The organism is Clostridium sp. AF34-13, assembly GCF_003477845.1.
Lineage (GTDB): Bacteria > Bacillota > Clostridia > Lachnospirales > Lachnospiraceae > Butyribacter > Butyribacter intestini.
The window spans coordinates 221,858-245,461 of record NZ_QUEB01000001.1; the positions used below are offsets into that span (position 1 = coordinate 221,858).

The following is a 23,604-nucleotide window of genomic DNA, read 5'->3' on the forward strand; positions in this document are numbered from 1 at the left end:
AAAATGAGTAGAGAATTAAGAACAGCAAAAATGAAAAAAAGCTCCGGAGGAATTAAAAAATCATTTACTAACAAAAAATTTAAATCGGGAGCTTACAGTTCTTTTATAACTATTCTTGTAATAGCAATAGTAGTTGTTGTAAATCTTGTGTTTGGAAAGCTTGATCTGTCGAGCGACCTTAGTTCAAACAGTTTATTTACATTATCTAAAGATACAAAGAAAGCATTGAAATCGGCAAAGAACAGTGTTACTTTGTATTATCTTGTAACGGACGGCAAGGAGACAGAGTATATTGAAAAAGTGCTCGACCAGTATCCTAAGGCATCATCAAAGGTTAAACTTAAAAAGATAGACCCTGTTGTAAATCCGGGATTTGCAAGTAAATACCTGTCAGAGAGTGAAGCCGGCTCAGTTGCACAGAATGATGTTATCGTTGTAAATGACTCAACAAAAAATTCATCGTATGTGCAGAATACGGATATGTATTATTCAAATACAGATTATTCATCATACACTCAAAGCAGTGGAGAATACTATCTTGATGTTGAAGGAAAGATAACGTCTGCAATACAGAAGGTGCTTGCAGAGAAAAAGACAAAGATGTATATTCTTAAGGGACATGATGAACAGGAAGTTGGAACAACTATGTCAACTTCGTTTAGTAAGATGAATATAGATACTGATGAACTTACTCTTTATTCAGAGGATAAAGTCCCTTCAGACTGTGATATACTTCTTATAAATGGTGCAACAAAAGATATAAGCAAAGAAGAAAAAAATAAGATTCTTGCCTACATGAAGAAAGGTGGAAATGCCGTTATAAATCTTCAGTATGGAACAAAGGATACACCAAATTTAAGGGCATTGCTCAAGTATTACGGGCTTAATGAGCAGATAGGTTCGGTATGCGAAACACAGGGAAATTATTATAACTATGTAAATTCAGTTATTCCGACACTGGATTCTTCAAATGAGATAGCTTCAGGTGTATCCGGGGTAGTTGTAATGCCGTCTCCGGTAGGAATTTCAAAATTTAAGGGTGCAAGAAAGTCACTTACAATATCAGAGTTTATGACTACATCAAAAGGTTCATATCTCAAACTAGATACTTCATCAGGAAAGGCAGCAAGGGAAAAAGGTGATATTGACGGACCATTTGCCATGGGTGTTTCAGTAACAGACAAGATTGATGATAATAAGAGTGCAAAACTTGTTGTTTATGCATCAGCATATGCATTCTCAGATGATGTAATCTCAACAAACCAGCTTGACAATGGTTCATTGTTTACTAATGCGGTCAAGTTATTATCAAATTCAGATGTTGAGGAAACTTCAATAAATGCAAAGAGTCTTTCTTACACATATGTTTCACTTACACAGGGAACGCAGTTTTTCTGGGCAACAGTAATAATCATTATCATACCTGTCGGACTTCTTATAACAGGTTTTGCAATATGGTTTAGCAGAAGAAGAAAGTAAAGGAGGAACAACATGGGCGGAAAAGTGTCAAAGAAAAACAGACAGCTATTGACAATAATTGGATTATGTGTTCTCCTAATAGCATTGATAATTGTATTTTTTGTGGCAACAAAGCATAAGGACAATAGTGAAAAAAAGGAAGAAGCAGAGAATAATATAGAGCTGTATTCAATAAAAGAATCAGATATTGCAGAGCTTCATTTCAAGAACAGCACGGCGGAGCTTACATTCGTGAAAAACAAAAACAAGTGGGTGTTAAAGGATGACACCAAATACAGCCTTGAACAGAGCAAGGTGGAGACTCTTGTAAGTGATGTAAAAAAGATGTCTGCTACAAGTGAGGTTACATCAGATTGCACCGATTTGTCACAGTACGGACTTAAAGAACCTGCTTTACAGGTCGATATTACAGATAAAGACGGCAATAAAAAGACATTGACGGCAGGAGACGAGTCGGTTGCAGGTGAAGGACGATACGCTTACATTGACAATGATACAAAGAAAGTGTACATGGTAGAGTCTGCATTTACATCTGATTTTGAAACTACCAAAAAGGAATTAAAGGCTGAGGCAACTGCAGCACCGACGGCAACATCAGCAAAATAGTCATTTTTTATCGGTATATCTGACAATGAATGTCAGGTGTACCGGTGATTATAGTTTTTAGAATTAATAAGGCGGGAATGGAAAAGATGAAAAAGAACAATAAAGGAAAATTAAATAATAAAAAGCAGGTGCTTATCATAATAGCTGTGATAAGCATCATGGTTTTTATATGTATAGTGTTACAGGCTTATATTGAGGGATATTTTGGCGGTAAAAAGAAGAGTGTAAAAACACAGACACAAAATACAATAAACCGTGAAAAAGATGGCAGCAAAGCTGATAGTAACGATAATAAAAGTTCAAAAACAAAGAACACAAAAACTGTTAAAAAAAATAATACTGCTAAAAATAAAAGAAAAAAACATAAGAAAAGGAGGGTGGAACACATAGCTGCACATCCTGAAAGCAGTAAACCTTTAAGGGTGCTTATTACAAATAGTAATTTTTCTGATATGTTTCACAAAAAGATAAAGCTTACATCTTCAAGCAGTTTTTATGTAAAGGTAAATAATAAGACAAAGAGTTATGCGGCTGGAAAAAAGGCAGTATTTAATGCAAGTGACAAAAAATTAAAAGGGAAAAAGATAGTTGCAGGTTCTTACAATGGTGCAAAGATAAAAGTGCTTAATATAAAAAGGCAGAATATACACCCTGAGTATCGTGGAACTATGACAATAAAATATAAATCAAAAGGGCTTCTGCTTACAAATACACTTCCTATAGAGCAGTATCTTTATGCGGTACTTCCAAGTGAGATGTCAACCTCAAATCCTATGGAGGCACTTAAAACACAGGCAGTATGTGCGAGAAGTTATGCATACAATCAGATGAAATCCGGAAAATATGCTGAGTATGGTGCAGATGTTGATGATAGTGTTGCCTGTCAGGTATATAACAACATTCCTGAGGACAAAAGGTCGAGAAAAGCTGTTGACGGGACATTTGAGAGAGTTATGAAAAAATCAGGGAAAGTCGTAACTGCTTACTATTTTTCAACATCGTGGGGTTATACGGCTGACGGTCAGGATGTGTGGAATACACCGTCAAAAATATCATATCTTGACAGCCGGTTTCAGATTACGGCAAGATTCAGAAGAAAAACAGGAATAAAAGGATATAATCTGTCAAATGAGCAGATTTTCAGAAACTTTATAAATAATGAGAGTTGCACAACATATGACAGTAAAGAAGAATGGTACCGCTGGTCCGTAAAGATTAAGGAAAAAAGCTTAAGAAGCCGTATAGATTCAGCTTTGAGTTCATGTTATGTGTCAAATAATGCAAATGTCCTCACTAAGCTGAAAAATGGAAAATACAAATCAAGGTCAGGTTTTGTTACGGGAAAGATAAAGAGTATTGAGATAACAAAGCGTGAAAAAAGCGGGATGGCATCAGAGATTATAATAAGAGGAAACAAAAACACTTATAAAGTATGTAACCAGTATAACATAAGAAAAGTGCTTGCTCCCGTAAGTGAGACGATAAAGCGAAGATATGGTACAGACATGGCAGGTTATTTTATGCTTCCAAGTGCAGCATTTTACATAGATGCAGTATCAGGCGGATTTAAGATAACCGGAGGAGGTTTCGGACATGGAACAGGTATGAGTCAGAGTGGAGCCGGCAACATGGCAAAGCAGGGCTTTAACTACAGACAGATATTAAATCATTATTTTTCAGGAGTTAAAGTGACAGCGTTGAAAGGTTATTGATAGTAGTATTTGAAATATTGCATAAAAATTATAAGGCAGACTTTACGGTCTGCCTTATGTTTTTTATATGATTTTAATTATATTTTTGAATTGTTTGTCAGCTTTTTTGCTTTTGCCGGTATTTTTTTTTCGAGCAGATGATTTAACATACCTCCAAGAAAAAGTATATACATACAGGCATACAACCACAACATCAGCAGAGCCATAGTAGTCATTGGTCCATAAAATTTTGAGTAATTATTGATGTTGTTTACATAAAAAGAATAGATGTATGAAAAGATAAGCCAGCCGGCACTTGCCACAAGTGCTCCGGGAAGCTGGTGCGTAAATGTTGCTTTGCGGTTTGGAAGTATTACATACAACAACCAGAAAAACAAAAATAAAACCAAAAAGCTTATGACAGCTCTTACATTTATAATAGAAGCAAGAGGCTTTTCAGTAAATGGAAAATGCTGTCTGATATAATAATACAGTTTATTTCCAAATACGATAACTGTAAGTATTACAACAATAAGAATTGCAAAGACTACCGTATAAAAAAAGGAGTAGATGCGTATTATTATATAATTTCTTGTCTCATCAAGGTTATAGACTGAATTAAGACCCTGGATAAGTGATAAGAATGCTTTTGAGCCTAGCCATATGGCAACAATGATCGTAGCTGACAGTACGGCACCAGTCTGCACATTATATATTTCATTTATTATACTGCCAAGATAATTTCTAAAGTACTCAGGGACGAGTGCAGATGCTGTTTTAAGGAGCATACTTTTGGTAAATGGAGTGTACCGGAAAAGCGACAGTAAAAACATGAAAAAAGGGAAAAAAGAAAGAATCATAAAGAAAGCCGCCTGCCCTGCAAATGCAGATAAAGCAGCTTTCTTAAAGTGATTCATAAGTCTGTTAATTTTTGCATATAAATAACTAAACTTTGAGAGTAAAGTTCTGTTATCCGAAATATCAATTATTTTTTTATTTTTCATAAAAGCTATTCCTTTAAGTTATAATCGTGTTATATAATTTTATTCAACAGGCGTTATAAGACTGTAATCTCCTGACAAAAGGGTCTGTATAAGATCATTTTCAGTCTTTATATCGTACTCTGTGATTATACCTCCGAGAGCGAGGTCTTCTTTTTCGTGAAAATCACTTCCTGATGTCATGATAAGGTCATGTTCATATGCCCAGGCATAAGTTTTATCATTGTTGCTGTCGTGGCGTGGATTGCCGTTGAAAACTTCGGCACCGTCAAGAAGTGCAGGATTTACCGGTTCGCAGTAGGCTCTATTTGGATGAGCCTGAACGATAAGTATATTTTCATTGTGACATATTTCAGATAATTCTTCGAGGGAAAGATTGTATAAAAAAGGATGTGTATGGAAAAAGTCTTCGTTTACACCGTATAAAAGATAGTCATTGGGACTTTCCGTGAGTGTTACCTCACAGCCGAGCAATACATTTATATCATATGTTTCTGCACAGCCAAGAGCTGTTTTGTATCCTTTTAAAAAATGTGAAGTGACTTCGTCAGGAGTTTTTGCACAGTTCTTTTCAAATACCCATTTGCTGTAGTGGTCGGTTATAACAACGGTATCATATCCTGCTTCTTTATACATTTTTATTACATCCTGTGCGCAAATATGTGCACAGGGACTTGTTTCGCTTGTGTGTGTGTGCATCTCAACTTTCATATCCGTATCAGCCTCCAATAAGCAATAAATTAGTAGTAATTCATAGTATAGCATTATGCGGCGGGCAAAACAACTATTATCTATTTGAAAAAAATGCATAAAATAATAAAAAAATCATTTTTTTAGTCGATTTTATGCTAAAATATATAAAAAGATTTTTAGGAGGAATAAAAAATGCATAGTTTTCAGGAAGTTTCAGTTGATTACATGGATATGAATCCGTTTAAAAAAATAGGAAAGGACTGGATGCTTGTTACGGCAGGTGATGAAGAAAAAGCAAATTCGATGACTGCTTCATGGGGAGCAGTAGGAGAGATGTGGGGAAAGGATTCTGTCTTTGTGTTTATAAGACAGAGCAGATTCACAAAAGAGTTTATTGATAAAAAGGGTAAGTTTTCACTTAGTTTTCCGGGAGAAGAATACCGCAGGGATATGAAATATCTTGGTACAGTTTCAGGAAGAGACGAGGATAAGATGAAAGCCGCAAAAGTAAAAGTTGATTATTGTGATGGAGTACCTTATATTGACGAAGCAAATATGGTATTTATCTGTGAGGTAATGTCAAAGACTGATATAGAACCGAAAGATTTTCTTGATGAAACTATTGACGAAATATGGTATAAAGATAAGGACTACCATACTATGTATATAGCTAAGATTACAAAAATACTTGCAAGATAAGGCAGAAATACGACATAAAAATGGCAAAATAAGCCGAAATAAGGCAGGTATGTTAAATGTCTCATTTTTGGGGTAAAAGGTTTCGTTTTTGTTGTGTATTATCTTTTTAAAGATTAAAATACAATATGAATTGTGAACAAGATGTGAATGAATAATAATCACATTGTAAAATATTACACTAGATCATGATATGATAAGGGAGGAAATTTTATGTATTTCAGTAAATTTGCAAAAAAAGTATTGGCAGTAGCCGTCGCAGTAGCCGTTACTGCAAGCTCAGTTGTAGCAACACCAAGCACAAAGAAAGCCGATGCAGCAAGTTATAAAGCTTATCTTTGTCTGCAGACAGCGAAGTTTACATTCAGAAATCAGCATGACGATGCAAAGTTTTCAAACAAACTTCAGAACACGACAAACAAATTGTCAAAAAACAGTGTAAAGTTTAAAGACACCACAATGAAAAAAGGTAAAAAGACATACACTGTTCAGCTTACAGGACTTAATAAATGTATCGCAAAAGACAAGACATTCAATACACTCTATGTAGATACAAATATTAAAGGAAAAGACAAGAAAAAAGTTACTGTTACAAATGTAAAAGTTTTCTTTGACGGAAAAAAAGTTAAGACTATCAAAAAAGGAGTTTTAACACCTGATCCTGGTCAGACAGACGGATTTGTACAGCTTCAGATTATCAATATGTGGAACAGCCGTGTTGCCAAATTTAAGTACACTATGCCAAAGAAAACCATAAAGGTGACATATACAGTAAAGATTAAATAGTTACTGCCCGTACATGAACTTGACAATGGCATTTAAAATTGTAGTGTATATTGAGTAATATATTCTATATAAAAATAAAGCGTTAAAGTGGAGGAAAAGAATATGAGACTTTCAAAATTAACTAAAAAAGGAGTGTCGGTTGCATTAGCACTCTCAATGGTAGTAGCAGGAACAGCAGGAATGACTCAGAAAGCCAGTGCTGCAAAGAAATTTAAGACATATGTTATGTTTGCAGATGACAAGTGGAAAGTAACTGCAAACATGAATACTGCTAAGGGAGAGTATGACTCACCAAAGACTATTAAAGCTAAAAAAGGAACACAGAATGTTTCAATGACTCTTACAAAGAGTAAGCTTAAAACAGGAGCAAAAGAGAAAACATCTAAAGCAAGTGTATTTTGTGTAGATATTGAAAATGCGATGAAAACATATAAGCCAAGCCAGATTAAAATTTCAAAGGTAAAGATTTATGTTGACGGCAAAGCTATAAAAGTAAAGGCTAACAAGCTTAAACAGGGATATCTTGAGAAAGACCAGAAGAACAATAAGTTCCGTCTTGAGATCTTCAATGTATATGGTAAAGGTGGCACAGGTGCTAAAAAGGCAAATTATCCTGTAGATCCTAATAAATTAAAATTTAAGAAGAGTCTTAAAGTAAGCTTCAAGCTCACATTTAAGAAATAATTAAGAGTGATTTTTAAGAAGATTTTATGAATTAAGATTATAGGTACTTAAGCTTTTGTAATGATAATATTACAAAGTGTATTTTGGAAATGGATTGTCAGTAGGATTATATATTCATATGGCAGTCCATTTTTCTTGCATAATAATGAGTATAGTATTAAAATAAGAAAGCTGCATCCATGAAAGATGTTTATTGCAAAATTTATTATGTATGAAAGTAGGAGAGATATATGTCAGAACAGGGAAAATTTTTAGAAGAATTAGAGGCAGTCAAAAGTATTGCAGCTTCGCAGGATAATAAGCTTGCAAAAGATGAAGTGAAAAAATATTTAAGTGATTTAGAACTGTCTGATGATAAAATGGAACAGGTTTATTACTATCTTTCCCTTGCAGGAATAGAGGTTGAGGGATACAGATTTGTGCCAAAAGCAGTTGACTTGCAAAGTAATGAAAGTGATAAAAATGAAGATAAAGAGCTTTCGGATGAGGAAACCGAATCTGAAAAGCATAATGATAAAAAAGAAAACAATACTTCTCCAAAGGAGTTGTCAAAAAAAAGAGCAGAATATAACAATAAACTTTATATGGATGAAATAGGAAAACTTGACTATTATGATGACGCTGAAGAGAGAAATCTGATTCAGAAATTTATGGATGGTGATAAAAATGCCAGGAATAGATTTGTAGAGAACAGGCTTGCACAGGTAGTAAAAATCGCACGCAATTATGCAGACAGGGAGAATGTCAAAAAAGGGATAACAGGGATGGATGAACTTATTGCTGAGGGAAATGTAGGATTACTTGAAGCAATATCCGTGATAGAAGAAAATAAAAAGAATTTTGTTGATAATAATGTTCCAAATTTTGACAGTATAGATGGTGCTATATATATGGAAGTTACAAATGCGATAGAATCTTTGTTAGACACAGTGACTTCGGATAAAGATTGGGAATCAGCAGTTCTCGCACGCACAAATCTGCTCAATGAAGCGGCAAAGTATATGACTGAGGAGATGGGAAGGGTTCCGACAAAAGAGGAATTGTCAGAATATACCAAAATTCCTGTTGATGAGATAAGAGGAATAATGGGATTGTCAAAAGACACACAGCGTATTGCTGATACCACACCGGGGCATAAATCAATCTGACCGCATTGGCATACTACAGCAGTAAGATATAGTAAATAAAGGGTGTCCACAATATTTTGTGATTTATTGCAAAATAAACACAATATATTGTGGACATTTTTTCGCCCAGGTGCTATAATAAGTCTTGCGTTCTTTGAGAGAGTCATGTTGTATATGTGGAATACATATATAAATGCAGGTCAGGAAAAGAACATAGAGTCATGTAGTTATTTGACTATACATGACTGCATAGATTGGAGGAAATATGATGATGAAGGTAATCAAGAGGGATGGCAGAGTCGTTGATTATGACCGCAATAAGATAATTGTTGCGATCCAGAAAGCCAATGCGGAAGTTGATAAAAACGAGCAGGTAAATGAGGAGAAAATAGACTCTATTGTTGCCGGAATAGAGAACAAGCATGTTGACAACATGATGGTTGAGGATATTCAGGATATGATAGAGCAAAAGCTCATGAGTGAGGGAAAATTTGAACTTGCAAAGAAGTATATAATCTATAGATATACAAGAGAGATGGTCCGCAGGGCAAACACTACTGATGATTCCATCATGAGCCTTATAAAAAACAGCAACAAGGATGTAATGGAAGAAAACTCAAATAAAAATGCATATATAGCATCGACACAGAGAGATCTTATAGCCGGTGAGGTGTCGAAAGATCTTACAAAGAGAGTACTTCTTCCAGAGAAGATAGTAAAAGCACATGAAGAAGGAATACTTCATTTTCATGATATGGATTATTTTCTTCAGAGCATATTTAACTGCTGCCTTATAAATATAGGCGATATGCTTGAAAATGGTACGGTTATGAACGGCAAACTTATTGAAACACCAAAGAGTTTTCAGGTTGCGTGTACGGTCATGACACAGATAATCTCGGCGGTTGCAAGCAGTCAGTACGGCGGGCAGTCAGTTGATATAAGACACCTCGGAAAATATCTCAGAAAGAGTCATGATAAGTATGAAGCTCATTATAGACAAAAATATGGAGATACTATTACAGAGGATGTACTTGAGGAGTTTGTAAATGACAGGCTTATGGATGAATTAAAGTCGGGTGTGCAGACTATCCAGTACCAGATAAATACACTGATGACTACAAACGGACAGTCACCTTTTGTGACACTTTTCCTTAATCTTGATAAGGATGATCCTTACATAGAGGAAAATGCCATGATAATAGAAGAAATACTTAATCAGAGAATAGAGGGTATCAAAAATGAAAAGGGTGTGTATGTTACACCGGCATTTCCTAAACTTATATATGTACTTGACGAACATAATTGCCTTAAAGGAGGTAAGTACGATTATCTTACAAGACTTGCAGTTAAATGTTCGGCAAAGAGAATGTATCCTGATTATATTTCAGCTAAGAAAATGCGTGAAAATTATGAAGGTAATGTATTTTCATGTATGGGATGCAGAAGTTTTCTCACACCGTGGAAAGATGAAAACGGAGAATATAAGTTTGAGGGACGATTTAATCAGGGAGTTGTCAGCATAAATCTCCCGCAGATAGCAATAATAGCCCAGGGCGATGAGGAAAAATTCTGGACATTGCTTGAAGAAAGACTTGCCTTATGTTTTGATGCACTTATGGCAAGACATCATGCACTTGAGGGAACATTATCAAGCGTAAGTCCTATCCACTGGCAGTATGGGGCAATAGCAAGACTTGGAAAGGATGAGCCTATAGACAAACTTTTACATGACGGGTATTCAACTATATCACTCGGATATATAGGTGTGTATGAAACAACAAAGCTTATGACCGGAGTAAGCCATACAAATCCAAAGGGAACAAACTTTGCACTCAGACTCATGAAAAGATTGAGACTTGCGTGTGATACATGGAAACTTGAAACAGGTATAGGATTTGGTCTTTACGGAACACCTGCAGAGAGTCTTTGCTACAGATTTGCAGAGATAGACAAAAAGAAGTTCGGTGTTATAAAAGATGTGACGGATAAGGGATATTACACAAATTCATATCATGTGGATGTGCGTGAAAAGATAGATGCATTTGAGAAGTTTAGATTTGAGAGCCAGTTCCAGAAAATCTCATCAGGCGGTGCTATCTCATATGTTGAGATACCAAATCTCAGAAATAATCTTGAAGCACTTGAGGATGTTGTTAAATTCATATACGAAAATATACAGTATGCTGAGTTTAACACGAAATCAGACTACTGTCATGTGTGTGGATATGACGGAGAGATAATCATAAATGATGACCTTGAATGGGAGTGCCCACAGTGTCATAATAAGGACAAGAACAAGATGACGGTTATCAGAAGAACCTGTGGTTATCTTGGAGAGAATTTCTGGAATGTCGGAAAGACTAAAGAGATAAATTCAAGAGTACTTCATCTGTAAAATTCAAGAGTTGCCTATTACTTTTGGTTGATGGGCCTCTTTAATCAGGTGCCGGTGGTGAACATGGCACCTGATTGTGCGTAGCACAAATTTTATATGAGTAAGTAGCGAAGCAGATTACAAATATCCTTAAAAAGAAAGGGATGGATGACGGTAATGAATTATGCGGATATAAAAAGGATAGATGTTGCAAACGGACCGGGAGTGAGGGTATCCTTGTTTGTGAGCGGCTGCACACATCACTGTAAGGAGTGCTTTAATCCGGAAACATGGGATTTTGGCTATGGAAAGCTTTTTGATGAGAAAGCCGAGGACGAGATAATACAATATCTTAAGCCTGATTATATAAAGGGGCTTACGCTTCTTGGAGGTGACCCAATGGAAAAAGTCAATCAGGAAGCACTTATCCCTCTGCTTGAAAAAGTAAAAAAAGAATATCCTGACAAGTCCATATGGTGTTATACGGGATATGATTTTGAAAATGACATAAAAGAAAATATGCTTGAAAACTGCGAAGTGACAAAAAAGTTTATGTCATATATAGATGTTTTGGTTGATGGTGAGTTTAAACTTGAACTTAAGGATTTAAATCTTGTGTTCAGGGGTTCATCAAACCAGAGGATAATCATGGTAAAAGAGTCATTTGAGAGTGGAAATATCATTTTGTGGAAAGAACCTGAGAGATAAAATATAAGATATTTAAAAAATAATCTTGAAATTTTTTGGGTAATTGGTTACAATAGTTTATAGGTAGGTTTGTGCAGAAGAGAAAATATCGTAAAAGATATTGATTTTTAGCGAAAGCCTGCATTCAAATGATTAATTGTCGGACAGGTTTTCCTGTCGGACAAATTATAAAATTTATATTTAGGAGGAATTTTAACATGGCAGTTAAAGTTGCAATCAATGGTTTTGGACGTATCGGACGTCTTGCATTCAGACAGATGTTTGGTGCTGAAGGTTATGAAGTAGTAGCTATCAACGATTTGACAAGCCCTAAAATGCTTGCTCATCTCTTAAAGTATGATTCATCACAGGGTAAATATGAGAAAGCTGATACAGTTTCAGCAGGTGAAGATTCTATCACAGTTGATGGAAAAGAAATCAAAATCTACGCTTTCCCAGATGCAAACAATTGTCCATGGGGCGACCTTGATGTAGATGTAGTTCTTGAGTGCTCAGGTTTCTACACATCTAAAGAAAAGGCTCAGGCTCATATCAATGCAGGCGCAAAGAAAGTTGTTATCTCAGCTCCAGCTGGTAACGATCTTCCTACAATCGTTTACAATACAAACCATGAGACATTAAAGAAAGGTGATCAGATCATCTCAGCAGCATCTTGTACAACAAACTGTTTAGCTCCAATGGCTGACGCACTTAACAAGTTTGCTCCTATCGAGTCTGGTATCATGGTTACAATCCATGCTTACACAGGTGATCAGATGACACTTGATGGTCCTCAGAGAAAGGGTGACCTCAGAAGATCTCGTGCAGCAGCAGTAAACATCGTTCCTAACAGCACAGGTGCTGCAAAAGCTATCGGACTTGTTATCCCAGAGCTTAACGGAAAACTTATCGGATCTGCTCAGCGTGTTCCTACACCAACAGGTTCTACAACAATCCTTACAGCAGTTGTAAGAGGAAAAGATGTAACAGTTGACGGAATTAACGCAGCTATGAAAGCAGCAGCTAACGAGTCATTTGGTTACAATGATGAAGAGATCGTTTCTTCTGATATCGTAGGAATGAGATTTGGTTCACTCTTCGATGCAACTCAGACAATGGTAAACAAAGTAGCTGATGACCTTTATGAGGTTCAGGTAGTTTCTTGGTATGACAATGAGAACTCTTACACATCTCAGATGGTAAGAACAATCAAGTACTTCTCAGAGAACTGCTAATCATTGCGATTTAGAGATTGTTCTCCGAACAATCAAATACTTCTCAGAGAACTGCTAATCATTGCGATTTAGAGATTGTTCTCCGAACAATCAAATACTTCTCAGAGAACTGCTAATCATTGCGATTTAGAGATTGTTCTCCGAACAATCAAATACTTCTCAGAGAACTGCTAATCATTGCGATTTAGAGATTGTTCTCCGAACAATCAAGTACTTCTCAGAGAATTGCTAGTCAGCTAATGTGACTGGTTGTTTTAAACAATCAAGTACGGATATGATCCATATACGGGTCCGGTCTTTTAGAGGACCGGGCTCGTTTTTCTTTATTATAAGGTAATTGCCTATGTTGCAATAATTAAAATAAAGAAGATAAAGATAATAATTAAAGAATAGGTATTTGCAAGATAATCATTATATATGGTTGGATTGTGCCATGAAGCAATAAGTATATGATAAGTTTTATGGTTGCCTATAATAATAAATGTGAGAGGAGTTTTTTATGTTAAATAAAAAATCTGTTGATGATATCAACGTAAAAGGAAAAAAAGTTTTAGTTAGATGTGATTTCAATGTACCATTACAGGATGGAAAGATTACAGATGAGAACCGTCTTGTAGCTGCACTTCCTACGATTAAAAAGCTTATCGCTGACGGTGGAAAGATTATTCTTTGTTCACATCTTGGTAAGCCAAAGGGAGAGCCAAAGCCTGAGCTTTCACTTGCACCAGTAGCAAAGAGACTTACTGAGCTTCTCGGACAGGAAGTTAAATTTGCGGCAGATGCTAATGTAGTTGGAGACAACGCAAAGGCAGCAGTTGCAGCTATGAATGACGGAGATGTTATCCTTCTTGAGAACACTCGTTACAGAGCAGAAGAGACAAAGAACGGAGAGGAATTCTCAAAAGAGCTTGCTTCACTTTGTGATGTATTTGTAAATGACGCATTTGGTACAGCTCACAGAGCTCACTGCTCAAATGTTGGTGTTACAAAGTTTGTTAAGGGTGACTGTGTAGTTGGTTACCTTATGCAGAAAGAAATTGATTTCCTCGGAAATGCAGTAAACAATCCTGAAAGACCATTTGTAGCAATTCTTGGTGGAGCTAAGGTTTCTTCAAAGATTTCCGTTATCGAAAACCTTCTTGACAAGGTAGACACACTTATTATCGGTGGTGGTATGGCATACACATTTATGGCAGCCCACGGTGAGGAAGTTGGTAAATCACTTCTTGAAGAAGATTACAAAGACTATGCACTTAAGATGGAGAAAAAGGCTGAGGAGAAAGGTGTTAAACTTCTCATCCCTATCGACACAACAGTAGCTGATGATTTCTCAAATGATGCAAACTTCAAGGTAGTAGGTCGTGGAGAAATTCCTGCTGATATGGAAGGACTTGATATCGGACCTAAGACAGCAGAGCTTTTCGCAAATGCAGTTAAAGGTGCAAAGACAGTAGTATGGAACGGACCTATGGGATGTTTTGAAATGCCAAACTTTGCAAAAGGAACAATCGCAGTAGCAGAAGCTATGGCTGAGCTTAAAGATGCTACAACAATCATCGGTGGTGGTGATTCAGCAGCAGCTTGCAATCAGTTAGGATTCGGTGACAAGATGACACATATCTCTACAGGTGGCGGAGCTTCTCTTGAATTCTTAGAGGGTAAAGATCTTCCAGGTGTAGTAGCAGCAGACGATAAATAAGAAACCGAGCACCAAAAACGTGTGCAGAAATGAGGATAAAAATGGCTAGAAAGAAAATTATTGCCGGCAACTGGAAAATGAACAAAACTCCTAGCGAGGCAGTTGCATTAGTAAATGAATTAAAAGATTTAGTAAAGAATGATGAAGTTGATGTTGTATATTGCGTACCTGCAATCGACATTGTGCCTGTAGTAGAAGCTACAAAGGGAACAAATGTAGAAGTAGGTGCTGAAAATATGTATTTTGAGGAGAGCGGAGCTTACACAGGTGAGATTTCTGCTGCAATGCTCGTAGATGCAGGTGTTAAATATGTTATTATCGGACATTCAGAGCGTCGTGATTACTTCAAAGAGTGTGATTGCTTACTCAACAAGAAAGTTAAGAAAGCATTCGAGGCAGGTCTTACACCAATCCTTTGCTGCGGTGAGTCACTTGAGCAGAGAGAGATGGGTGTAACAATGGATTGGATTCGTCTCCAGATTAAATCTGACCTTGCAGGAATCACAGCAGATCAGGTAAAGAGTATGGTTATCGCATATGAGCCAATCTGGGCAATCGGAACAGGAAAGACAGCTACATCTGATCAGGCACAGGAAGTATGTAAAGGAATCCGTGACTGCGTTGCAGAAATGTATGATGAAGCAACAGCAGAAGCTGTACGTATCCAGTATGGCGGATCTATGAATGCAGGAAATGCAGCAGAATTACTTGCAAAACCTGACATTGACGGTGGTCTTGTAGGCGGAGCAAGTCTTAAGGCTGATTTTGGAAAGATTGTAAACTACAAATAAGTTCTAAATTTCATTATATATTAGTGCATAAAGCACAATAAAACGCCACTAAGCACATCAAAACTTTGGGTATTATTAACAGTGTAATGTGTTTGGTGGCATTTTATATTTGCTGTAATATCACTTATAAATATCACTTTATCACTTGTCTTTTTTGAGTTTTTAAAAAGTGATACTTTTGGTTTTTGAGTGATAGTTGCTTATAAAAGAAAGTGATAAACATATTGGAGGTAATATTATGGCAAATTCGAAACAACGAGCCGAAAATGGACAAGGAAGTATAAGATGGATAAATGAAAGAGAATGTGAATGCATGATTCAATCTCAATATCTTAATCCCAAAACTGGTAAACCAAAGCGTTTTAAACGAAAGCAATATTTTCCTGTACCGCTTTTTTAGCATCAACGGCTTTGTCATGATATGTTTGATAATTTTCAACAAAGGTTTTAAGTTTTTCATTCTTAATGGATTTTATTGCATTTTTTGTTAATGAACCATTTTTGATGAGTTTAATATATTTATTAACTTCTGATTGTTTTAACCCTTTTTTACCTTTTGTTGCATTTTTGGCTAATTTGTCAACATATCCTTGATATTTACTTGCAGCTTTTCTTTGAGCAATAATAAGATCTGTTGTGTTTTTAAGTTCTTTATTTATTTGCGTATTCTTTGCTTTAACAGTAAATAAAGATTCCATTTTTGCTTTTGCATAATCAATAGTCTTCGTAAGTTTATTGAGGTGCAACCCAAATGATATTCAAAGAACAATTCATACCGAAAATGATATTACTAGAATTGTCTCTAAATATCCAAATGGGTTTGTCCTTACTGTTGAACAAGATGTAGATGGAAACTTTACAATAATTCCAAGTGGAGAAGTTATTGATTTAGGAAATGGAGTTTTCCAGATTCCAGATTAAAAGTTATTCCTATATCATCTATAGTAATAGTATCACTATTGCCACTGTGAATTACGATATTATTTGATGATTCATCAGTGGTAATATTATTTTTTGAATTTTCGTTCATATTTTCACCCCGCTTTTAATTAGATAAATCGGTTACATTGGCTACAATTTGGTCTGTTTCCACGGAGAGGACACATCTGGCAAATCGTTGGAACTGATACAGCATGTACAACAGTTAAATTTTCTTTTAATGGTTGTTCCAAAACTTGAGATAGAAGCTCCGAATCGTCAAATAGGTTTCGTAGGTTAGGTTGAGGAATAAGTTTTATTAAATCAATATTCGTATTTATCATCACCAATCTAAGAGTAGAAGACTTGTCGGATGACAGGTCGTTTATTTTGTGTTGAACTTGGATGGAAGAGTAGATGTGAATTTACCGCAATATAAAAAGACACCTTAGTTGGTGTCTTTGTTTTCGTCTAACATATCTAACATTTTTATTATTCCATCTATATCAGGTGTCATAAAATGTTTATTACCATTTTCGCATTCAAACAAATAATCCTGGCAAGCTTGAATAATTTCAGATTCATTATTATCAATTATGTTCTTTACCATTAAATCAAACGGATCACTTATTAAATATGATTGAACATATTTATCTGTAATTGGAAATATCTTAATATAATGTATTCCATGAGAATGATGTGGTTTTGTCTTTGAATTTGGAGGTAATGACATATATTGATTTTTGGGTGTGGTAGGAGATATGTTTGAACGAAGTGGTACAACGAACTTATGGAAATTTCCCTTATATTTCAAACGAACAATCAAAACACTTGGGCGACCATCTTCATTAAACATTAACTCTTTATGTATGTTATTCTTCTTACAATCATTGAAAAATTTATTTGATATTTTTACTAATTTCATCTGTTGCTCCTGATATAAAGAAAGAGCCGTTACAGGCTCTCTCTAACACTTACAATTGGATAATATTCTAAATTTACATCCCGTTATCCACGGAGATAAACTTACGACTGAATGATATTCTAAATTTTAGTCCCGTCATTCTCGGAGACAAACTTACAATTGGATAATATTCTTTCCGTTATCCACGGATTACAAAGAAACCACTTCTGATTTCTTATCTATATTATACACAATAATTGAGATTTGTAAACACCTATTTGAAGTTTTTTAAATAAAACATACGATTCATATAGTGAGAGAGTAGCCGTGTGACTACGCTCATAATGTTTACTGCAATGTTTTTACGATTTCTCTCCAATATTGAAATTGAGAATTCTTGGTTTAATCAATTTCTGAAATTTCAATTTTATTTATAGTATATTTTGTTGTGCAGGCAAAAAATACTACTAAAATCAAATATGAAATAGTCTTTGAAAACATTGAAACTACATTTACATCAACGGTAATTTTTAGTATATTGCCTATAAAGACAATTATCATTCCAACAAAATCGGTAAGACAATCTATTGTAGGACCATACAAGAAAAATCCTATCGCTAGTGATACTGAAATTACCAAACATAAGCATACATAATTCATACGAATATAATTATTTTCAATAAAATTTTTAAGTTTTTTCAATCATTTTATCTCCTTACAAATAAATGTTCTCTCTACCAAAACATTCTAATTTGCTATATAATACACTTACGGCTTCAAATGAAAATATAGTTACTTCCATTTTTAAAAGGTGTTCCTCAAACAAACACCAATCTATCAATAGTACGATGTTGAAAACAAAGACAATGATAGGAGGTGACTGTTATGAGTAAAATGATTAAATATGTTGTTGAATGCAACTCTCTATATAAACTTATTGCCGTTATCATTGTATGTGCTCTACTTGGAACGTCTCTGTACTTCATGTGCGATACAGTCCAACACATTACAGATAAAATTTGTGAATATAAAGAAGTTAGCATAAAAGCTCAATACGATGATACCTCATTAGAGGTTGACTTGCATGAGTGAGATAGAATGGGAACTGAGTAGAGCAGTTCCTATTTTATTTATTCTTTGTGTGTTTCTTTCAAACTTACGGTACACACGAACACTACTTTTATCTATTACCTATTGTGCTATGTAATAGGGGAGAGTAGCAACACTCTTTAACGGTTTTATATCCTAGTCACTGATGATTCTCACTCATCAAGGAACAGTCCGATAACTGCGTATGGAGTACCTATTACAAGCTATCTGATGATAATTCAAAATTGTTTATACTCTCTGAACACTTCCATTATAATATTTTCTGATTATAATAGAGTCCGTTGCTGATTGCCGATTTTAGTCTTTTATAAGACACGATACTTAGGGTTGCCCCATATATCCGAATAACCTCCATTTCTGGATTTGACTTTTCGTGTTGTCACCAACATCCTTTCGGAATACATTCGTGCTCGTCTTTTCAGACCATGTTGTAGTGTGTTATTTTATAATATACGGTTTTTCTTTCCAGCACTGGAAGTAGCACACTTCCAATTACGATTTATTTTACAACATCTATAGGCTGACTAAAACTATACATCCCATCTCTTGATTATTAGTCTTGAGATAGGTGGGCACATTCAAAACAATTACAATGATTTGAAACATTATGCACTCATGTAACATTTACCGATGTTTTTAAGTGAGAGAGCTGCACCTACAGTAGTAAGAATTGGAGGAAGAAGACCAAATGTGTCAACGAGTTTCATTGCACCTTCTACGAGAGAGGTTAAAGCAGATACGCCGTTTTTAATTACAGAATTATCAATAGCTGTTTTCCAGAAATTTTCTATAGAAGCAGATAAAATCTTAATTCGACCATTAATACTATCAACTATAGCATCATTTTCTCTTAAAGCAGAACCTTCGGCTTAACCAAGACTCCCAAGAACATTATCAATTTGTTTATAATTTTTTAACAATGCAGCTACGTTATTGGCTCTTGTTTTACCTGCAACAAGCTCAAGAGTGGCTGCTTGTGAGGAATCACTTAGATTATTCCAAACAGCTATTTCCAGTTTCAAGAGCAGATGCGGAACGCTTCATGGCTTCGCCTATATCTGTAGCACTCAAAGCAAATTTGTTGCCGATCTGATTATAATTGTCAACAATTTTTATACTATCTTCAGCTTTAATATCAAAAGCTTTCATAGCTGTAATCATATCCTCAGTCGCAGCAGTAATATCTATACCATCACCAACATTGACAAACAATGTTGTATTTTTAGCAAGACTTTCTGCTTGTTCAAGTGAATATCCAAGACGTGAGAAATCAGCACTTGAGTTAATCAATTCTTTATTTGTACTCGCTATTTCTTGTGCCGTAGAAGATACAGTTTGTTGAAAAGATTTATATTGTGCTTCTGTTCCTTCAGAAACCTTACGAACCTCTGTCATTGCTTCGTCTAATTCACGGATTGTATTTACACCTTGTCCAACATACTCTTGCCACCACGACCAGTTTCTACTTCGGCATTAACAATCTCCATGATTTTTGCATGAATTATGTCAAGACTAGCACTAGGATTACCAAATTTAATATGAGCATAGTTCTGCAAGAGTAGATTAGGTTAAGGATGTGCTTAACACATCATCTTCACCAACAATCAAAATTAATATTCAAATTATTTGTTACACAAAAATGGCTGCATCATGCGAGAGTATGGTGCGGTCTTTTTTTGTGAAAATATTATTGAAGATTTTTGCTATACCTTATATAAAATATTGTAGTATATGATGTATTATAGAAATTTTTGTAACAGATATGTGGAAACTATATATGCAAAATAAGGTTTTTAAGGGGGATGTATGATAAAAAGATTTTAAAAGATAATCTGCCAAAGAGGATGCGTTATTATCAGGGGATGATAGATTTAAATATACTGGAAAAAGGAGAAAACTATAAAAAACTCAAAAAGAGTTTTGTTATATTTATATGCACATTTGATTTGTTCGGATTAGGTCGTCATGTATATACATTTGAAAATCGTTGTATTGAAGATTTGGAATTACCGCTTGGTGATGATACTACAAAGATAATTTTAAATACAAAAGGGACACTTGATGATGTAAGTCCTGAAATGAAAAAGCTACTAAATTATATAGACGGAGAGGCACCATCAGATGAGTTTACGGAAGAATTGGAGCAGGCAGTCAAAAAAGTAAGAGATAACGAGAAATGGAGGTTGGATTATATGACTTTACAGATGAGTTATCAGGAAAAATTTGAACAGGGCTTGGAGCAGGGATTGGAACAAGGCTTGGAGCAGGGCCTGGAGCGTGGCATAGAACAGGGAATTAGTGGAACTATTAAGATATTGGCAGGGTTAGATTATTCAGATGAGCAGATTGCGGAGCAGTTGATAAAACAATTTGCCATAGACGAGGAACAGGCATATAAATATATATTAATTGCAAAAAAGTAATTGACATTAATTCCAAAAAGTGATATAAAAATAGTAAATAGTATGTTACTTGATTTTATAAAATCGAGGCATTAACTATACATAAATTGCAAATAGTATATTTATGTGGAGTTAGTGTCTCTTTTTTTATGTGTTTATAAAGTGAATTTTGGAAAAGTTTCAGAGAAACTTTTATATAATGATGTTAAGGTCAAAAGTAGATAGCAATGAAGCAATCCGCAGCATCAGTTAGGGTCAAAATACCTTTTGCCCCCAACATCATTGTTTATTGTAAGAGCACTTTACGAAGAACGCTTCCATATAAGTATCACAGAAAGTGATGATAGTATGAAAAATCCGATTTTTCATACACAAGATTTGTGTCTGTGCACACTTGACGCAAATCTTATATGTGAAATATATTATATTTCACATTATGCAAAAAATGTGTGCAGAAATGGAGATTATTATGAAAGACAAAATTTTTGAAGTCTTACAGAGAATTGGAAGAAGTTTCATGCTTCCAATCGCAATCTTGCCTGTAGCAGGGCTTTTACTCGGACTTGGAAGTTCGTTTACGAATGAGACAACTATTGAGATGTATAATCTTGGAAAGATTCTCGGAGATGGTACTATCTTGCACGCACTGCTTGTGATTATGAACAAGGTCGGAAGTGCTGTTTTTGACAATCTGCCGTTGTTGTTTGCAGTCGGTGTTGCTATTGGAATGGCAAAGAAGGAAAAAGAAGTTTCTGCTTTGTCTGCAGTTATCGCATATTTTGTTATGAACATATCCATCAGCAGTATGCTTGAGATAAACGGAAAAATTCTTTCTGATGGAAGTATATCAAAAGATGTGCTTGAGGGAACGATAGCTTCTGTCTGTGGTATAAATACTTTGCAGATGGGTGTTTTTGGCGGTATCATAGTAGGTCTTGGCGTTGCGGCACTTCACAACCGTTTTCACAAGATACAGCTTCCTAATGCATTGTCATTTTTTGCAGGTTCAAGATTTGTTCCTATTATTTCAACTATCGTTTATATGTTTGTAGGAATTTTAATGTATTTCGTATGGCCTGTAGTCCAGAACGGTATTTATGCACTTGGCGGTCTTGTTACTGGCAGTGGTTATCTTGGAACACTTGCTTTTGGTATAATTAAGAGAGCTCTTATTCCATTTGGACTTCATCATGTATTTTATATGCCTTTCTGGCAGACGGCGGTCGGTGGAACTATGAATGTTGCAGGAAATCTTGTTCAGGGTGGACAAAATATTTTCTTTGCACAGCTTGCTGATTCTGCACATATTACACATTTTAGTGCTGATGCGACACGATATTTCTCAGGTGAGTTTATCTTTATGATATTTGGTCTGCCGGGTGCAGCACTTGCCATGTATCGTACTGCAAAGCCTGAAAAGAAGAAACAGGCAGGGGGACTTTTGTTCTCGGCAGCACTTACTTGTATGCTTACAGGTATCACAGAGCCTATTGAGTTTTCATTCCTCTTTGTAGCACCGATATTATTCGGTGTTCAGGTTGTACTTGCAGGTGCAGCTTATATGATAGCACACATCTTAAATATAGCAGTAGGTCTTACTTTCTCAGGTGGACTTCTTGACCTTTTCCTTTTCGGAATACTTCAGGGAAATGATAAGACAAGCTGGTTTAGGATAATTCCAGTCGGTATAATTTATTTTATATTGTATTATGTTATATTTTCATTCCTTATCAAAAAATTTAACCTTAAAACTCCGGGCAGGGAAGATGATGCAGGGGAGGTTAAACTTTATACAAAAGCCGATGTGAACGCAAGAAGGGCAAAAGGGAACAATGCCGACGGTGTAGCGGTAGAGGATGAACTTAGCAGGGATATAACAAGAGGACTTGGCGGAAAGAAAAATATAGATACGGTTGACTGCTGTGCGACAAGACTGCGCTGTACTGTAATAAATCCTGACCTTGTAAATGATGCGGCACTTAAAGCTACGGGAGCGAGCGGTGTTATCCATAAAGGTAACGGAGTACAGGTTATCTACGGACCTCATGTAACTGTTATTAAATCAAATCTTGAAGATTATCTTGAAACTGCACCTGATATGGAATATACTGAAAGCAGTGAAGATTTATCAGGAGAGATTAATAAAAAACTTGAAGATAAACAGGAAAATGAGCCAAATGCCGACAATGAAAAAAAAGTTGTAAAGACAGTTGTTGTGTCAAGTCCTATAACTGGAACGGCGGCAGATTTATCTACTGCACCTGACGAAGGATTTGCAGGTAAGATGATGGGAGACGGAGCTGTTGTTACACCTGAGGATGCCATTATAAAAGCACCTGAGGATGGAGAGGTAGTATTTGTATTTGATACAAAACATGCTATCGGATTTATGACGGATTCAGGACTTAGTCTCCTGCTTCATATAGGTATAGATACGGTAAAACTTGATGGAAAAGGCTTTGAAGTGTTTGTCGAAAGCGGTCAGAAGGTTAAAAAGGGAGAGCCGCTTATGAAGATAGATATTGACTACTTAAAAGAAAATGCACCATCACTTGTTTCACCGGTTTTATGTACTGAACTTGAAGACAATCAGAAAGTACGCCTTTTAAAAACGGGAGATATAAAGGCAGGAGATGAACTTTTTGCCATAGATATTTATGAGTAGATTTTTGGTGGTAAAATTGTTATTATGATGTTGGGGTAAAAATACTTTTTGAC

General features: G+C 35.5%; 22 protein-coding genes. 15 read left to right on the top strand and 7 right to left on the bottom strand.

Annotated features, from left to right (window positions below; genetic code table 11):
• Window positions 1–3: 3 nt before the first annotated feature.
• The 3 genes from DWZ63_RS00855 to DWZ63_RS00865 all read left to right on the top strand — a co-directional run bounded on the left by DWZ63_RS00855 (window position 4) and on the right by DWZ63_RS00865 (window position 3,797).
• Window positions 4–1,479 carry a Gldg family protein gene (locus DWZ63_RS00855; protein ID WP_118498255.1) on the top strand — a complete coding sequence of 492 codons (1,476 nt, stop codon included), beginning with the start codon at window positions 4–6 and terminating at the stop codon, window positions 1,477–1,479.
• 12 nt (window positions 1,480–1,491) lie between these two features.
• Window positions 1,492–2,085, top strand: coding sequence for a DUF4340 domain-containing protein (locus tag DWZ63_RS00860; RefSeq protein WP_055943682.1), 594 nt, complete (start codon window positions 1,492–1,494; stop codon window positions 2,083–2,085).
• Window positions 2,086–2,171: 86 nt separating this feature from the next.
• Window positions 2,172–3,797 carry a SpoIID/LytB domain-containing protein gene (locus DWZ63_RS00865; protein ID WP_182431404.1) on the top strand — a complete coding sequence of 542 codons (1,626 nt, stop codon included), beginning with the start codon at window positions 2,172–2,174 and terminating at the stop codon, window positions 3,795–3,797.
• 77 nt (window positions 3,798–3,874) lie between these two features.
• Here DWZ63_RS00865 and DWZ63_RS00870 read toward each other — a convergent pair whose 3' ends face one another.
• Window positions 3,875–4,780 (bottom strand): YihY/virulence factor BrkB family protein, encoded by a 906-nt coding sequence (locus DWZ63_RS00870; protein WP_055943677.1) that lies wholly within the window; start codon window positions 4,778–4,780, stop codon window positions 3,875–3,877.
• Between the two features lie 39 nt (window positions 4,781–4,819).
• Window positions 4,820–5,587, bottom strand: a complete 768-nt coding sequence (locus DWZ63_RS00875) for a PHP domain-containing protein (protein ID WP_118498258.1) — start codon at window positions 5,585–5,587, stop codon at window positions 4,820–4,822.
• 75 nt (window positions 5,588–5,662) lie between these two features.
• On the opposite strand from DWZ63_RS00875, the gene DWZ63_RS00880 reads away from it, so the two are divergent.
• The 9 genes from DWZ63_RS00880 (at window position 5,663) to tpiA (ending at window position 15,552) form a co-directional block, all read left to right on the top strand.
• Window positions 5,663–6,169 carry a flavin reductase family protein gene (locus DWZ63_RS00880; protein ID WP_055943675.1) on the top strand — a complete coding sequence of 169 codons (507 nt, stop codon included), beginning with the start codon at window positions 5,663–5,665 and terminating at the stop codon, window positions 6,167–6,169.
• 210 nt (window positions 6,170–6,379) lie between these two features.
• Complete coding sequence (locus DWZ63_RS00885; protein ID WP_055943673.1) at window positions 6,380–6,952, top strand: hypothetical protein; 573 nt, start codon at window positions 6,380–6,382, stop codon at window positions 6,950–6,952.
• 102 nt (window positions 6,953–7,054) lie between these two features.
• Window positions 7,055–7,636 (top strand): hypothetical protein, encoded by a 582-nt coding sequence (locus DWZ63_RS00890; RefSeq protein WP_055943671.1) that lies wholly within the window; start codon window positions 7,055–7,057, stop codon window positions 7,634–7,636.
• A 230-nt stretch (window positions 7,637–7,866) separates the two neighbouring features.
• Window positions 7,867–8,784 (top strand): sigma-70 domain-containing protein, encoded by a 918-nt coding sequence (locus DWZ63_RS00895; protein ID WP_055943669.1) that lies wholly within the window; start codon window positions 7,867–7,869, stop codon window positions 8,782–8,784.
• A 250-nt stretch (window positions 8,785–9,034) separates the two neighbouring features.
• Window positions 9,035–11,161: an anaerobic ribonucleoside-triphosphate reductase gene (nrdD, locus tag DWZ63_RS00900; protein ID WP_055945582.1), complete on the top strand. Its 2,127-nt coding sequence runs from the start codon at window positions 9,035–9,037 to the stop codon at window positions 11,159–11,161.
• A gap of 147 nt (window positions 11,162–11,308) precedes the next feature.
• Window positions 11,309–11,848 carry an anaerobic ribonucleoside-triphosphate reductase activating protein gene (nrdG, locus tag DWZ63_RS00905; RefSeq protein WP_347474797.1) on the top strand — a complete coding sequence of 180 codons (540 nt, stop codon included), beginning with the start codon at window positions 11,309–11,311 and terminating at the stop codon, window positions 11,846–11,848.
• A gap of 197 nt (window positions 11,849–12,045) precedes the next feature.
• Entirely contained in the window at window positions 12,046–13,062 is a 1,017-nt protein-coding gene (gene gap / locus DWZ63_RS00910) for a type I glyceraldehyde-3-phosphate dehydrogenase (protein WP_055943667.1), read from the top strand.
• Between the two features lie 499 nt (window positions 13,063–13,561).
• Entirely contained in the window at window positions 13,562–14,761 is a 1,200-nt protein-coding gene (locus DWZ63_RS00915; RefSeq protein WP_022014214.1) for a phosphoglycerate kinase, read from the top strand.
• Window positions 14,762–14,802: 41 nt separating this feature from the next.
• The gene (gene tpiA / locus DWZ63_RS00920; protein WP_055943665.1) at window positions 14,803–15,552 is read left to right on the top strand and encodes a triose-phosphate isomerase; all 750 of its coding nucleotides are present in this window, start codon (window positions 14,803–14,805) and stop codon (window positions 15,550–15,552) included.
• A 362-nt stretch (window positions 15,553–15,914) separates the two neighbouring features.
• On the opposite strand, the gene DWZ63_RS00925 is transcribed toward tpiA, so the two are convergent.
• The 4 genes from DWZ63_RS00925 to DWZ63_RS00935 all read right to left on the bottom strand — a co-directional run bounded on the left by DWZ63_RS00925 (window position 15,915) and on the right by DWZ63_RS00935 (window position 18,076).
• A complete protein-coding gene (locus DWZ63_RS00925) occupies window positions 15,915–16,250 on the bottom strand; it encodes a hypothetical protein (protein WP_147353189.1) in 336 nt (111 codons plus the stop codon).
• Window positions 16,251–16,432: 182 nt separating this feature from the next.
• Complete coding sequence (locus tag DWZ63_RS15585; RefSeq protein ID WP_156335812.1) at window positions 16,433–16,582, bottom strand: hypothetical protein; 150 nt, start codon at window positions 16,580–16,582, stop codon at window positions 16,433–16,435.
• Window positions 16,583–16,918: 336 nt separating this feature from the next.
• Window positions 16,919–17,395, bottom strand: coding sequence for a hypothetical protein (locus tag DWZ63_RS00930; RefSeq protein WP_055943659.1), 477 nt, complete (start codon window positions 17,393–17,395; stop codon window positions 16,919–16,921).
• Window positions 17,396–17,776: 381 nt separating this feature from the next.
• Window positions 17,777–18,076 carry a hypothetical protein gene (locus DWZ63_RS00935; RefSeq protein ID WP_055943656.1) on the bottom strand — a complete coding sequence of 100 codons (300 nt, stop codon included), beginning with the start codon at window positions 18,074–18,076 and terminating at the stop codon, window positions 17,777–17,779.
• Between the two features lie 183 nt (window positions 18,077–18,259).
• Here DWZ63_RS00935 and DWZ63_RS00940 point away from each other — a divergent pair, with 183 nt between their 5' ends.
• The gene (locus DWZ63_RS00940; RefSeq protein ID WP_055943652.1) at window positions 18,260–18,466 is read left to right on the top strand and encodes a hypothetical protein; all 207 of its coding nucleotides are present in this window, start codon (window positions 18,260–18,262) and stop codon (window positions 18,464–18,466) included.
• 1,011 nt (window positions 18,467–19,477) lie between these two features.
• Here the strand turns inward: DWZ63_RS00940 and DWZ63_RS00950 are convergent.
• A complete protein-coding gene (locus DWZ63_RS00950; RefSeq protein ID WP_270466895.1) occupies window positions 19,478–19,900 on the bottom strand; it encodes a phage tail tape measure protein in 423 nt (140 codons plus the stop codon).
• 386 nt (window positions 19,901–20,286) lie between these two features.
• Here DWZ63_RS00950 and DWZ63_RS00955 point away from each other — a divergent pair, with 386 nt between their 5' ends.
• Both DWZ63_RS00955 and DWZ63_RS00960 read left to right on the top strand, forming a co-directional pair.
• Window positions 20,287–20,907 (top strand): Rpn family recombination-promoting nuclease/putative transposase, encoded by a 621-nt coding sequence (locus DWZ63_RS00955; protein WP_243020437.1) that lies wholly within the window; start codon window positions 20,287–20,289, stop codon window positions 20,905–20,907.
• 448 nt (window positions 20,908–21,355) lie between these two features.
• A complete protein-coding gene (locus DWZ63_RS00960; RefSeq protein WP_118498264.1) occupies window positions 21,356–23,551 on the top strand; it encodes a PTS transporter subunit IIABC in 2,196 nt (731 codons plus the stop codon).
• The last annotated feature ends 53 nt before the right edge of the window (window positions 23,552–23,604 follow it).

What these genes read in the sequence shown, in the direction of transcription:
- DWZ63_RS00855 (WP_118498255.1), top strand. Translation starts at nt 4, where the DNA reads ATGAGTAGAGAATTAAGAACAGCAAAAATGAAAAAAAGCTCCGGAGGA.
- DWZ63_RS00860 (WP_055943682.1), top strand. Translation starts at nt 1,492, where the DNA reads ATGGGCGGAAAAGTGTCAAAGAAAAACAGACAGCTATTGACAATAATT.
- DWZ63_RS00865 (WP_182431404.1), top strand. Translation starts at nt 2,172, where the DNA reads ATGAAAAAGAACAATAAAGGAAAATTAAATAATAAAAAGCAGGTGCTT.
- DWZ63_RS00870 (WP_055943677.1), bottom strand. Translation starts at nt 4,780, where the DNA reads ATGAAAAATAAAAAAATAATTGATATTTCGGATAACAGAACTTTACTC.
- DWZ63_RS00875 (WP_118498258.1), bottom strand. Translation starts at nt 5,587, where the DNA reads ATGCATTTTTTTCAAATAGATAATAGTTGTTTTGCCCGCCGCATAATG.
- DWZ63_RS00880 (WP_055943675.1), top strand. Translation starts at nt 5,663, where the DNA reads ATGCATAGTTTTCAGGAAGTTTCAGTTGATTACATGGATATGAATCCG.
- DWZ63_RS00885 (WP_055943673.1), top strand. Translation starts at nt 6,380, where the DNA reads ATGTATTTCAGTAAATTTGCAAAAAAAGTATTGGCAGTAGCCGTCGCA.
- DWZ63_RS00890 (WP_055943671.1), top strand. Translation starts at nt 7,055, where the DNA reads ATGAGACTTTCAAAATTAACTAAAAAAGGAGTGTCGGTTGCATTAGCA.
- DWZ63_RS00895 (WP_055943669.1), top strand. Translation starts at nt 7,867, where the DNA reads ATGTCAGAACAGGGAAAATTTTTAGAAGAATTAGAGGCAGTCAAAAGT.
- nrdD (WP_055945582.1), top strand. Translation starts at nt 9,035, where the DNA reads ATGAAGGTAATCAAGAGGGATGGCAGAGTCGTTGATTATGACCGCAAT.
- nrdG (WP_347474797.1), top strand. Translation starts at nt 11,309, where the DNA reads ATGACGGTAATGAATTATGCGGATATAAAAAGGATAGATGTTGCAAAC.
- gap (WP_055943667.1), top strand. Translation starts at nt 12,046, where the DNA reads ATGGCAGTTAAAGTTGCAATCAATGGTTTTGGACGTATCGGACGTCTT.
- DWZ63_RS00915 (WP_022014214.1), top strand. Translation starts at nt 13,562, where the DNA reads ATGTTAAATAAAAAATCTGTTGATGATATCAACGTAAAAGGAAAAAAA.
- tpiA (WP_055943665.1), top strand. Translation starts at nt 14,803, where the DNA reads ATGGCTAGAAAGAAAATTATTGCCGGCAACTGGAAAATGAACAAAACT.
- DWZ63_RS00925 (WP_147353189.1), bottom strand. Translation starts at nt 16,250, where the DNA reads ATGGAATCTTTATTTACTGTTAAAGCAAAGAATACGCAAATAAATAAA.
- DWZ63_RS15585 (WP_156335812.1), bottom strand. Translation starts at nt 16,582, where the DNA reads ATGAACGAAAATTCAAAAAATAATATTACCACTGATGAATCATCAAAT.
- DWZ63_RS00930 (WP_055943659.1), bottom strand. Translation starts at nt 17,395, where the DNA reads ATGAAATTAGTAAAAATATCAAATAAATTTTTCAATGATTGTAAGAAG.
- DWZ63_RS00940 (WP_055943652.1), top strand. Translation starts at nt 18,260, where the DNA reads ATGAGTAAAATGATTAAATATGTTGTTGAATGCAACTCTCTATATAAA.
- DWZ63_RS00955 (WP_243020437.1), top strand. Translation starts at nt 20,287, where the DNA reads ATGTATGATAAAAAGATTTTAAAAGATAATCTGCCAAAGAGGATGCGT.
- DWZ63_RS00960 (WP_118498264.1), top strand. Translation starts at nt 21,356, where the DNA reads ATGAAAGACAAAATTTTTGAAGTCTTACAGAGAATTGGAAGAAGTTTC.